The 11,872-nt window shown below is 74.5% G+C and carries 8 protein-coding genes; 3 read left to right on the top strand and 5 right to left on the bottom strand.

Features of this window, described 5'->3' with window-relative positions:
• The first annotated feature begins 377 nt into the window (after nucleotides 1–377).
• Nucleotides 378–1,412, top strand: a complete 1,035-nt coding sequence (sepH, locus tag ACZ619_RS29815; RefSeq protein WP_469605286.1) for a septation protein SepH — start codon at nucleotides 378–380, stop codon at nucleotides 1,410–1,412.
• Nucleotides 1,413–1,513: 101 nt separating this feature from the next.
• On the opposite strand, the gene ACZ619_RS29810 is transcribed toward sepH, so the two are convergent.
• Nucleotides 1,514–2,356 carry a sulfurtransferase gene (locus ACZ619_RS29810; RefSeq protein WP_469605284.1) on the bottom strand — a complete coding sequence of 281 codons (843 nt, stop codon included), beginning with the start codon at nucleotides 2,354–2,356 and terminating at the stop codon, nucleotides 1,514–1,516.
• Nucleotides 2,357–2,669: 313 nt separating this feature from the next.
• Here ACZ619_RS29810 and ACZ619_RS29805 point away from each other — a divergent pair, with 313 nt between their 5' ends.
• Together ACZ619_RS29805 and ACZ619_RS29800 are read left to right on the top strand one after the other, a co-directional pair.
• Nucleotides 2,670–3,473 (top strand): VOC family protein, encoded by an 804-nt coding sequence (locus ACZ619_RS29805; protein WP_469605281.1) that lies wholly within the window; start codon nucleotides 2,670–2,672, stop codon nucleotides 3,471–3,473.
• Nucleotides 3,474–3,536: 63 nt separating this feature from the next.
• On the top strand, nucleotides 3,537–6,365 hold the full coding sequence (locus tag ACZ619_RS29800) for a SpoIIE family protein phosphatase (RefSeq protein WP_469605279.1): 2,829 nt from the start codon (nucleotides 3,537–3,539) through the stop codon (nucleotides 6,363–6,365).
• A gap of 4 nt (nucleotides 6,366–6,369) precedes the next feature.
• Here the strand turns inward: ACZ619_RS29800 and ACZ619_RS29795 are convergent, their stop codons facing one another.
• From ACZ619_RS29795 to ACZ619_RS29780, 4 genes are all read right to left on the bottom strand, one after another.
• Nucleotides 6,370–7,020, bottom strand: a complete 651-nt coding sequence (locus tag ACZ619_RS29795; RefSeq protein WP_469605276.1) for a thymidine kinase — start codon at nucleotides 7,018–7,020, stop codon at nucleotides 6,370–6,372.
• A gap of 40 nt (nucleotides 7,021–7,060) precedes the next feature.
• Nucleotides 7,061–8,254, bottom strand: a complete 1,194-nt coding sequence (locus tag ACZ619_RS29790) for an alkaline phosphatase family protein (protein WP_469605274.1) — start codon at nucleotides 8,252–8,254, stop codon at nucleotides 7,061–7,063.
• Complete coding sequence (locus ACZ619_RS29785) at nucleotides 8,254–8,841, bottom strand: DUF5998 family protein (RefSeq protein WP_469605271.1); 588 nt, start codon at nucleotides 8,839–8,841, stop codon at nucleotides 8,254–8,256. Before ACZ619_RS29785 ends, ACZ619_RS29790 begins: the two co-directional genes overlap by 1 nt.
• An 87-nt stretch (nucleotides 8,842–8,928) precedes the next feature.
• Nucleotides 8,929–11,835 (bottom strand): bifunctional acetate--CoA ligase family protein/GNAT family N-acetyltransferase, encoded by a 2,907-nt coding sequence (locus ACZ619_RS29780; protein ID WP_469605269.1) that lies wholly within the window; start codon nucleotides 11,833–11,835, stop codon nucleotides 8,929–8,931.
• Nucleotides 11,836–11,872 lie beyond the last annotated feature (37 nt).

Genomic DNA, 11,872 nt, shown 5'->3' with positions numbered 1-11,872 from the left:
GCGTGAAGTACGCCACGTTCAAGATCGCCCGAGATGGGCAACAGGGGGCCGAAGAACGGTTGTTGCCAGAACTTGGGCGCGCGCCAATCCACGCACGTGGCCCAAATGGAGTACCGTTGCGAGCCCTGGGTCCGGTCTCCCGCCAGGGCGTCCGGGGCCTTGCAGGACCGCCGGGAGGGGACTGGTTGCACAGGGTGACAGAGTTCGTCACTTAGCGTTGTGAATAGGTAACCGTGCCATAACGGCGTTCCCGGGCCCGTGCCCGACACGCCGGGCAACTCGGCAAGGTTGTGGCAGGCTGCACCCGGGCAGGCCACACTCGACTAGTGGAAGCAGCGACGCACGTGACGTCGGCAGGCACCACCCGGGAGGTCCCCATGCCCGAACTGCGTGTCGTGGCCGTCTCAAATGACGGCACACGGCTGGTGCTCAAGGCTGCCGACTCAACGGAGTACACCCTTCCGATCGACGAACGGCTCCGGGCCGCCGTGCGCGGCGACCGGCCCCGGCTCGGTCAGATCGAGATCGAGGTCGAGAGCCATCTGCGGCCCCGAGACATCCAGGCGCGGATACGAGCGGGTGCGACCGCGGAAGAGGTCGCGCAACTCGCCGGGATCCCCGTCGACCGGGTGCGGCGCTTCGAGGGTCCGGTACTGGCCGAGCGCGCCTTCATGGCCGAGCGGGCCCGGAAGACCCCGGTCCGCAGGCCCGGCGAGAACTCCGGTCCGCCGCTCGGCGAGGCCGTGCAGGAGCGGCTGGTGCTGCGCGGCGCCGAGAAGGACACCGTGCAGTGGGACTCCTGGCGCCGCGACGACGGCACCTGGGAGGTGCTGCTCGTCTACCTGGTCGCGGGCGAACCGCACTCGGCGAGCTGGACCTACGACCCGCCCCGGCGGCTCGTCCAGGCCGTCGACGAGGAGGCCCGCTCGCTGATCGGCGAGTCCGACGACCTGGCCGTGCCCGAGCCCAGCTTTCCGTTCGTGCCGCGGATCGCACGGCTGCCGCGCGACCGGCCGCTGGACCGCACCCCGGACCGGGAGCGGCTGGCCCTGCCCGCGCAGGCGTCCGAACCGGTGGAGGAGGGCGTCGCCGAGCGCGACTCGCTGACCAGCCTGCTGGAGGCGGTGCCGAGTTTCCGGGGCGACATGGTGGTCCCGGAGCGCCCGGTGGAGCCCCAGCCGGAGGAACCCGTCACCGAACCGGTGGCGGAGGAACCCCCCGCCCCGGCGGCCTCGGCCGGCTCCGCCTACGCGGACGTCCTCATGCCCCGCTCCGTCGGCGGCCACCGCGACCGGCTGATCGGCTCGACCGACCGCCAGGCCGAGGCCGACGGCGTCCGCCCCGGCCGCCGGGCCGCCGTGCCCAGCTGGGACGAGATCGTCTTCGGCACACGGCGCAAGAAGCAGGAGTAGGCGCGGGCCGGTACCGGTCGCGGGCCGGTACCGGTCGAGCCGGTACGAAAAGAGGGGCACGCACGCGTGCCCCTCTTTCGGCTGACTTCTCCCGGCCGGTGTTACTGCGGGTCGGGACCGACCGCCACCGGGCGGGACGGGTCGGAGGACCACTCCGACCACGAACCGACGTACAGCGCCGCCGGGATGCCCGCGACGGCCAGCGCCAGCACCTCGTGGGCGCCGGAGACACCGGAGCCGCAGTACACGCCGACCTGGGCACCCTCCGCGGCGCCCAGACCCTTGAAGCGGTCGCGGAGTTCGGCGGCCGGCAGGAAGCGGCCGTCCGGGCCGACGTTCTCCGTGGTCGGCGCCGACACGGCCCCGGGGATGTGCCCGCCGACCCGGTCGATCGGCTCCACCTCACCCCGGTACCGCTCCCCCGCGCGGGCGTCGAACAGCACCCCCGAGCGGGCCAGTCCGGCCGCCCCGTCCGCGTCGAGCAGCGGCGCGGCCCCCGGCACCGGTTCGAAGTCGCCGCGGTCCGGGTCGATCGCGTCGGTCGAAAGAACGCCCTCCCAGGACGGCAACCCGCCGTCGAGGACCCGCACGTCCGGGTGACCCGTCCAGCGCAGCAGCCACCAGGCGCGGGCGGCCGCCCAGCCCTGCCCGCCGTCGTACACGACGACCGGCCGGGCCGCCGAGACGCCCGCGCGGCGCATCGCCGCACCGAAGACGGCGAGGTCGGGCAGCGGATGGCGGCCGTGCCCGCCGGGCGCCGAGGCCAGTTCCTCGTCCAGGTCCACGAAGACGGCGCCGGGGACGTGCCCGGCCGCGTGGGCGGCGCGGCCGTCGAAGCCCGGCGCGCCGGGCGGGGTCAGTTGCCAGCGGACGTCCAGCAGGACCGGCGGGTTGGGACCGGCCAGGTCGTCGGCGAGTTCGGTTGCGGCGATGATGGCTTCCATGGCCCCATCCTTACGCCAGGGGTGGCCGCATCGTCCAGGTACGACTACTCTGCTCGGCCGGACAGCCTCGATCACCGGGCGTACGGGATCGGGCACATGCTGTACAGCTGATGGACACCCGGCGGCAAGCGACCGGAAACGGGCGGGAAAGCGGCAGAGCAGGCATCCTCGCGGCGCTGCCGCCCCACAGCCGTGGGCACCGGGCGCCACGGAGGGTGCGGGCACCGGCACAGGGCGTGCCCGCGGCTGCGGCGCGACCGGTCCGGACGGCGCAAGCGACACGGCCACCTGAGGGGCCGAGGAGAGAGTGACGATGACCGAGGTACGGGGATCGGCGGGCGCGAACGGCGGCACGCACGCTCGGCGCGCGCCCGGCACCCCCTGCTGGGTGAGTCTGATGGTGCACGGCCTGACCGCGACCGAGGAGTTCTACGGAACCCTGTTCGGCTGGGAGTTCCAGCCCGGCCCGCAGCAGCTCGGCCCCTATGTCCGGGCCCTGCTCGACGGGCGCGAGGTGGCCGGCATCGGGCAGCTGCCGCCGGACCGGCCGCTGCCGGTCGCCTGGACGCCGTACTTCGCCTCGGACGACGTGGACCTGGCGGCCGAGACGGCCCGGCTGTGCGGCGGCACGGTGGGGGTCGGCCCGCTGGACGCGGCCGAGGCCGGGCGGCTGGCCATCGGCTCCGACCCCGCGGGCGCGGTGTTCGGCATCTGGCAGGGCTCGGCCCACCTGGGCACGGCCGTCACCGGTGTCCCCGGCTCGCCCGTCTGGAACGAGCTGCTCACCTTCGAGACCGCGGGCGTCGCCAAGTTCTACGAGACGGTGTTCGGGTACGAGGAGGAGCCGGTGGTCTCCCCCGGCTTCGACTACGTGACGCTGCACGTCGGGGGCCGCCCGGTGGCCGGCATCCACGGTGTCGGGCTCTCGCTGCCCCGGGACCGGGGGCCGCACTGGCTGACGTACTTCGAGGTGGCCGACGCGGACGCCGCCCTGCGCGAGGCCACCGCGCTCGGCGGGCGGGTGGTGAGGCCGGCCCGGGACAGCGCGCACGGCCGGGTCGCGACGGTGGCGGACCCGGAGGGCGCGCTCTTCTCGGTGATCCAGGGTCCGCGCTGAGCCGCCCCCGTACGGCCCCGGCAGCAAGGGCGCCGGGGCGCCTCGCGGGGTACGCTCGGCGCCATGGGCGCGCATGCGCGTCTCGCCCTGCTGGCGAGCACTGAGCGCGGGATCGGCGAGAGCGACGTCTTTCGACTGGGCCTGCACCACGCGGCGGCGGAGCTGCGGGCTCTGGGGGGCGCCATCCATCTGCGCGGCCCGACGTCGACGCTGCGGCTGGTGTCGTCGGCGGGGCTGCCGCCGGCCCTGACCCTGGCCTGGGAGCTGGTCTCCGAGGAGGGCGGGACCGGGCCGGCGCGGGCGGTGCGCGAGGGCCGTCCGGCCTGGGTGCCGGCGGGCTCCGGAGAGTCGCCCGGACCGGCCGCCGCGGCCTGGCCCGGTACCGGCCTGGCCTCCGTGCCGTTCTTCAGCGGGGACCGCGCCGTCGGCGCGCTCACCCTGCTCACGGACGCCGACGGGGAACCGACGGCGCGGCAGTGGGCGTATCTGCGTGCCGTGGCCGACTGGATCGGGGAGTTCGTCCGGGAGGCCCGGCCGCGGGCCCGGCCGCCGCGGGAGGAGCTGGGCGCGGAGCGGCTCCGGCAGGCGCTGAAGCGGGTGTCGGTCGGTACCTGGGAGTGGGATCTGCGGACCGGTGAACTGGACTGGGCGGACGCGGCCGTCGCCGTCTTCGGCGCGCTCCCGGACGACTACGAGTCCCGGGTGGAGAGCTGGATCAAGCTGACCCACCCCGACGACCTGGCGTCCGCCCTGGCCGCCATGGAGCGGGCGATCCGCGACCGCACCGGCTACGAGGCCGAGTACCGGATGCGCCAGCCGGACGGCGGCTACAGCTGGAACCAGGCCCGTGGCTCGGTGCTGTGCGACGAGGGCGGCGAGCCGGTGCGCGTGGTGGGCATGGTGTGGGACAGCGGCGCGACCCGCAGCGCCCGGGACGCGCTGGGCCGTGCGCTGCGCCTGATGAGCGACGGTTTCGTGCTGGTGGACGACGACTGGCGGATCGTCTTCGTCAACCGCGAGGCCGAGCGCACCTTCGGGCTGCCCGAGGAGGAACTGATCGGGCGCGTCCTGTGGGGGCTGCCCGCGGTGCGGAAGGTGCCGGACCTGGAGGACCGGTTCCGGGCGGCGGCCGCCGCCGCGGAGCCCACCGGGCTCGATGTGCGGATGGCGCCCGGCCGCTCGCACTTCCTGCGGCTGGTCCCGGGGCCGTCCGGGCTCACCCTCTATCTGACGGACGTCACCGAGCGGCGGCAGCGCGAGGCGGAGCAGGAGGCCGCCGCGCGTGCCGCCGCCGAGCGGGCGGCCCAGATCGCCGGCCTGACCACGGCGCTCGCCAAGGCGATGACGTCGCAGGACGTCGTGAACGCGATCGCCGAGGGGGTGCTCCCGCTGTTCGACGCGTCCGGACTGGGCGTGATCGCCATAGAGGCCGGCAAGTCGCACGTCGTCGGGTCCATGGGCTACCCGCGGGCGATGCTCGACGCGATCGACGACCGGGAGATCGGGGCGGACGGTCCGATCGCGGAGGCGGTCCTGACCGGCGCGCCGCTGTTCATCCCGTCGACGCGGGAGTACGCCGAGCGCTACCCCGAGCACGCCGGGCGGCCGGGCCTGGCCGGGAAGCAGGCCTGGGCGTTCCTGCCGCTGACCGCCTCCGGGCGCACCTTCGCCGTCTGCACGATCTCCTTCGACCGGCCGCGCGACCTGGCCCCCGAGGAGCGGACGCTGCTGACCGCGATCAGCGCCCTGGTCGCCCACGCGCTCGAACGCGCCCGGCTCTACGACGCGGAGTACACCCGCTGCCAGGAACTGCAGCGCGGCCTGCTCCCCCGGCACCTGCCCGAGCTGCCGGAGTGCACCACGGCCGCGCGCTATCTGCCCGCCGCGGAGGGCGCCGAGGTGGGCGGCGACTGGTACGACGTGATCCCGCTGTCCGGCGGCCGCGTGGTGCTGGTCGTCGGTGACGTGATGGGCCACGGTCTGTCGGAGGCGGCCACCATGGGCCGGCTGCGCACCGCCGTCCACACCCTGGCCGACCTGGAGCTGGCGCCCGACGAGGTGATGAGCCGGCTCAACCAGGTGGTCAGCGAGCTGGGCGAGGACTCGTTCGCCACCTGTCTGTACGCGCTCCACGACGCCACCACGGGGGTGTGCACCCTCGCGGTGACCGGTCATCCGCCGCCCGCCGTGGTCGAGCCGGACGGTTCGGTGTACTTCCCCGAGCTCTCCCCCGACCCGCCGCTCGGCGCGGCCGGACCGCCCTTCCAGACCGTCGACCTGCGGCTCGGGGACGGGAGTGTGCTGGTGCTGTACAGCGACGGGCTGCTGGAGTCCCCGGACCGCGAACTCGACGCGGGCATGGCCGAACTGGCGGACCTGCTGCGGAGCACCGACCTCGACGACCTGGAGCGGCTCTGCGACCGGATCACGGCCCGGCTGCTGCCCCGTGAGCAGCCCAGCGCGCCCGACGACGCGGCCCTGCTCGTCGCCCGTCTGCACATGCTGGCCCCCGAGCGGATGGCGTCCTGGCCGCTGCCCGAGGACCCGCGGGCGGCCGGGCAGGCCCGGGAGCACGTCCGGGAGCAGCTGTCCCGCTGGGGCCTGGACGAGCTGGCCATGGCGGCCGAGCTCGTGGTCAGCGAGCTGATCGGGAACGTGGTCCGGCATGCCAAGGGGCCGGTGCGGCTGCGGCTGCTGTACAGCGACAGCCTGATCTGCGAGGTCTCCGACGGGAGCCTGACGACTCCCCGGATCCGGCGCACCTCGGAGACGGACGAGGGCGGACGCGGTCTCCAGCTGGTCGCCTCGGTCGCCCAGCGGTGGGGCACCCGTCACACCCGGGACGGGAAGTGCATCTGGGCTGAGCTGTCCCTGTCGCCCGGGGCGTTCTGAGGGGTCAGCCGGAGGCCACCGGCAGGACGTCCGGGGAGAGGGCCGCCGCGCGGGCCGAGGCGGCGGTCATCCGGCGCCGGTGGTGGCGCCGGCACAGCACCTCGTAACCGACCTTCCCGGCCGCCTCGTTGACGTCTCCGACGACCACCTGGGCGCCCTCGACGACCATCTCGCCGCCGACGGTGCGGGCGTTGTGGGTGGCGCGGGCTCCGCACCAGCACAGGGCCTCCACCTGGAGCACCTCGACCCGGTCGGCCAGCTCCACCAGCCGCTGGGAGCCGGGGAACAGCTTGGAGCGGAAGTCGGTGGTGATGCCGAAGGCGTAGACGTCCAGGCCCAGGTCGTCCACCACGCGCGCGAGCTGGTCGATCTGCTCCGGCGCGAGGAACTGCGCCTCGTCGGCGATGACGTAGTCGGCGCGACCGCCCTGGGAGAGGTGGTCGACCAGGTAGGCGTACAGGTCCTGCTCGTCCTCGACCTCCACGGCGTCGGTGACCAGGCCGAGCCGGGAGGACAGCTTGCCGTGGCCGGCGCGGTCGTCGCGGCTGAAGATCATGCCGACGAGACCGCGGGCCGACCGGTTGTGCTCGATCTGCAGAGCCAGGGTCGACTTCCCGCAGTCCATCGTTCCGGAGAAGAACACCAGCTCGGGCATGAGGAGTTGAGCACCTTTCGGCGAAGCGTGGGACAGGGTTTCAGGAGCGTACTTCGAGCAGCGGCACCAGCTGTTCGGCGGGGGTCATCGAGCCGTGGTTGCCGACCATCGCCGACTCCTTGGGCTCCCGCTCGGAGGCGATGAGCAGGACGTCGTCGTGGGCGGCGGCGACCACGTCGCCGATGCGCTCGTACACCCGCTCGTCGAACCGGTCCGGCGGGCCGAACCAGCCGGTCTCGATCGCCTCGTCCCGCGAGGCCACCCAGAACTGTTCGCCGAGCACCTCGCGCCAGCAGGTCAGGACGTCGCCCTCGGCGCCCGGCACCGCGTACACGTGCCGGGCCCGGCCCTCGCCGCCCAGCAGCGCGACGCCGGCCCGCAGCTCCCAGTCCTCGTCGAAGTCGATCCGGTGCTGCTCGTCGAACGGGATGTCGACCATGCCGTGGTCGGCGGTGACGTAGAGCGCGCTGCGTGCCGGGAGCTGCTCGGCGAGCCGCTGGACGAGCCGGTCGACGTGCATCAGCTGGCCGCGCCAGGTGTCGGAGTCGACGCCGTAGCGGTGCCCGGCGCCGTCGAGCTCGGCGTAGTACGTGTAGACCAGGGAGCGGTCCGCGGCGGCCAGTTGCTGCGCCGCGAGGTCCATGCGCTCCTCGCCGGTCAGCCGCCCGTGAAACGTTCCGCCGCTGAGCGCGACCTTGGTGAGCGGGGTGTTCTGGAAGGCCGGGGAGGACACCTGGGCGCAGTGCACGCCCGCGGCCTGGGCGAGCTGGAAGACGGTGGGGTACGGCTGCCAGGCGGCCGGGTCGGACCAGGGCTGCCAGCGCAGCTGGTTCATCAGCTGGCGGGTGGCCGGGTTGCGGACCGTGTAGCCGGGCAGGCCGTGCGCGCCGGGCGGCAGGCCGGTGCCGACGGAGGCGAGCGAGGTCGCGGTGGTCGCCGGGTAGCCGGCGGTGATCGGCCGTCCCGTGCCGCCGCGCGAGCTGCCGAGCAGCGAGGTCAGGAAGGGCGCCTCGGCCGGGTGGGCCTTGATCTGCTCCCAGCCCAGCCCGTCGATCAGGAAGACGCAGTTACGGTCGGCGGCGGTCAGTTCCGTGATCGACGCGGTCATGCCGGGTACGGCCATGCCCGCGGCCAGGGTGGGCAGCAGGTCGGCGAGGGAGCCGCTGCCGTACTCGGGCAGCGGCGCGGAGCCGAGGGCGAGGGGTTCGGGGTGGTCCCAGGCGGCGTACGCCATCAGCGCGTGACGTCCGCGGTCGCCTCGGAGATGGCCTGGGCGAAGACGAGCGCCTGGCGCACCGTCTCCGGGCCGTCCCCGGCCTCGCTGACGCGCAGGCTGAGGTCGTCGGCGGTGGAGCTGCCCGTGTAGCCGTGGTCGGCCTCGCAGTTGGGGTCGCCGCAGGCGGCGGGCTCCAGGTCGATGCGGGAGACGGCGCCCCAGCCGATGGTCAGCACGATCTCGCGGGGCAGGGTGCCCGGGGTGTACTGCTCGGGGTTGGCGACGACCCGGCTGACCACGACCGACGAGATCCGGCCGAGCTTGACCGACTCGGTCGAGGTGGTGGCGTACGGCGTCGGGGAGGTGCTGTCGGCGGCCTGCTCGTCGGTGTGGCTGACGATGAAGCGGTTGCCGGTGAGGACGAGCACGGTCACGTGCCGCCGCACCTCGTTCTGGTCGAACGTGGTCTCCTGGTGGACCAGGTACGACCGGATCGGCTCCCCGCCCACAGCGGCCTCCACCGCCTCGGCCACGAGGGCCGGGTAGTAGCCGCTGCGCTCGATCGCGACGCGCAGCCCCTGGGTCGTCGTACTGGTCTTGGCCATGGCGTCCATCTTAATCCGTGGTCAAGGGGGCCCGGGCCAGGAGCGGGCACCCACCTCGAACGCCGTCGGCCGCGGCGGACGTTCGTCTCAGTAGGCGGGCAGGGTCCGCGGGCCCAGGTCGTCACGGGCCGGCGGGGGCGCGAGGCGGACGGTGGCACCGAGGACGCTCACGCCGCGCGGGGCGACCACGACCGGTTCCAGCGTGACCGCGACCACCTCGGGGTGGTCGTCGACCAGCCGGGAGACCCGCAGCAGCAGCTCCTCCAGAGCGGGCGTGTCCACGGGGGCGGCCCCGCGCCAGCCGAACAGCAGGGGCGCGGTCCGGATCGACCGCAGCAGCGAGGTCGCGTCCCGGTCGGTGACCGGAACCAGCCGGTGCGCCATGTCGCCGAGCAGCTGCGAGGCGGCCCCGGCGAGCCCGAACGACAGCACGGCCCCGGCCGCCGGGTCGATCACGGCCCGTACGACGGTGTCGACGCCCCGGGGCGCCATCCGCTGCACCACCGGGCGCAGTTCCTGGGGCGGCCCGAACAGCTCCGACAACTCGGCGTACGCGCGGCGCAGTTGCTCCTCGTCGGCCAGGTCGAGGCGGACGCCGCCCAGGTCGGCGCGGTGCCGCAGATGAGGTGCGGTGGCCTTGAGGGCGACGGGGTAGCCGAGGTCGCGGGCGGCTTCCACGGCGGCGTCGGGGGTGCGGGCGGGCAGCGCGCGGTGCACGTCGATGCCGTACCTGCCGAGCAGCGCGCAGGTCTCCTCGACGCCGAGGGTGAGCCCCTCACCCCGCTCCAGCAGGGAGCCGATCAGCTCCGCGGCCCCCTTCTCGTCGATGTCCTCGTACTCCGGCACCTTCCCGGGCTCGGCCGCCTCCCGCCGCCACTGCCCGTACCTCACCGCCTCGGCGAGGGCGCGGACGGCGCGCTCGGCGGCGGGGTAGGCGGGGATGAGGCGGGAGCAGGGGTGGACAGGGGAGGGCTTCGCGGTTCCGGTGCCGGCGGCGGGCGGTGCCTGGGCGGGTCCCGCCGCCGGGGCGGGGCGAGGGGGGTCACCCCGTTCGGGCGAGGCGGGGAGCGGGGGGAGCTGGGCGCCGCCTCCGGTGGCGGGTGCCGTCGCGCCCGCCTGCGGTGCGGTACGGCCCGCGGCAGACAGCGCCTCCGCGAGCCCGCCGAGCTCCACGTGCACCACGAGGACCGGCTTGCCCGGGACCCGCTCCGCGGCCGACCGCAGCGCCTCCGCCAGTTCCGCGTCCCCGACCGGGCCCTCCCCGATCGCCGGTATGGCCGTCACGATCACCGCGTCGCAGGAGTCGTCCGCGAGCGCGGCGGCCAGCGCGCCGTGGAACTCCTGCGCGGTCGCCCCCGTCGTCAGGTCCAGCGGCGGCGCGGGCCGCAGCCCCTCGGCCAGGCACCGGTCGTACGTCAGCAGCCCCAGCGACTCCGAGTTGCCGAGGATCGTCACGCGCGGCCCGGCCGGCAGCGGCTGGCGCGCGAGCAGCAGCCCCGCGTCGACCAGCTCGGTGATGGTGTCGACGCGGATCACCCCGGCCTGCCGCAGCAGCGCGGACACCGTGGCGTGCGGCAGCCGCGTCGCCCGTACCGCGTGCCCCTGCGGCGCGGACCCGGCGCCCTGCACGACGACCAGGGGCTTGGCCGCCGCCGTCCGCCGCGCGAGGCGCGTGAACTTGCGCGGGTTGCCGATGGACTCCAGGTACATGAGGACGACGTCGGTCTCGGGGTCGTCGTACCAGTACTGGAGGACGTCGTTGCCGGAGACGTCCGCGCGGTTGCCCGACGAGACGAACGTGGACACGCCCGTGGTCCCGGTGACGCCGCCGCCCCGCCGGTGCAGCCGGGACAGCAGGGCGATCCCGATGGCGCCGGACTGGGCGAACAGGCCGATGCGGCCGGGGCGCGGCATCTCGGGCGCGAGGGAGGCGTTCAGCCGGACGTCGGCGGCGGTGTTGATGACGCCGAAGGCGTTGGGGCCGATGATCCGCATGCCGTACGTGCGCGCGTGCCGGACCAGTTCGCGCTGGCGCTCGCGGCCGTCCGGGCCGCTCTCGGCGTATCCGGCGGACAGGACGACGAGCCCCTGGACGCCGTGCTCGCCGCAGTCCGTGACGACGGAGGGGACGTGCTCGGCGGGGACGGCGACCACGGCGAGGTCGACCGGTCCGTCGATGTCCCGCACGGAGCGGTGCGCGGGCACCCCGTCGACCTCCTTGAGGTCCTGCGGGAAGGCCCGGTTCACGGCGTGCAGGCGGCCGGTGAAGCCGGCGTCCCGGAGGTTGCCGAGGACGCTGCGGCCGACGCCGCCGGGCGCGCGGCCGACGCCAACCACCGCGACCGCGCCGGGGGCGAGCAGCCGTCGTACCGAGCGGGCCTCCGCGCGCTGTTCGCGGGCGCGCTGGACCGCGAGGGAGCGGTCGGTGGGCTCCAGGTCGAACTCCAGCCGGACCACGCCGTCCTCGAAGCTGCGCTGCTGGGTGTAGCCGGCGTCCGTGAACACCTTGATCATCTTGGAGTTGGCGGGCAGCACCTCGGCGGCGAACCGGCGGATGCCGCGCTCGCGCGCGACGGCGGCGATGTGCTCCAGGAGAGCGGAGGCGACACCGCGGCCCTGGTGGGCGTCCTGGACGAGGAAGGCGACCTCGGCCTCGTCGGCGGGGGCCGACGCGGGCATGCCGTCGGCGCCAATGCGGTCATAGCGTACGGTGGCGATGAACTCGCCGCCGATGGTGGCCGCGAGTCCCACCCTGTCCACAAAGTCGTGGTGCGTGAAGCGGTGGACGTCCTTGGCGGAGAGCCTGGGGTAGGGCGCGAAGAAGCGGTAGTACTTCGACTCGTCCGAGACCTGCTCGTAGAAGCTGACCAGGCGGTCGGCGTCATCGACGGTGATGGGCCGGACGCGCGCGGTGCCACCGTCGCGCAGTACCACGTCCGCCTCCCAGTGGGCGGGGTACTCGTGCCGGTCCTGCCGGTCCGCCGGGGTCTGCATGGGCCCCAGAGTACGGCTCGCGTCCGACAACGGCGCG

This window comes from Streptomyces sp. NPDC104367 (assembly GCF_055583825.1).
Note: the sequence above shows the minus strand (reverse complement) of the source record. Positions and strands in the feature narration are given on the sequence as shown.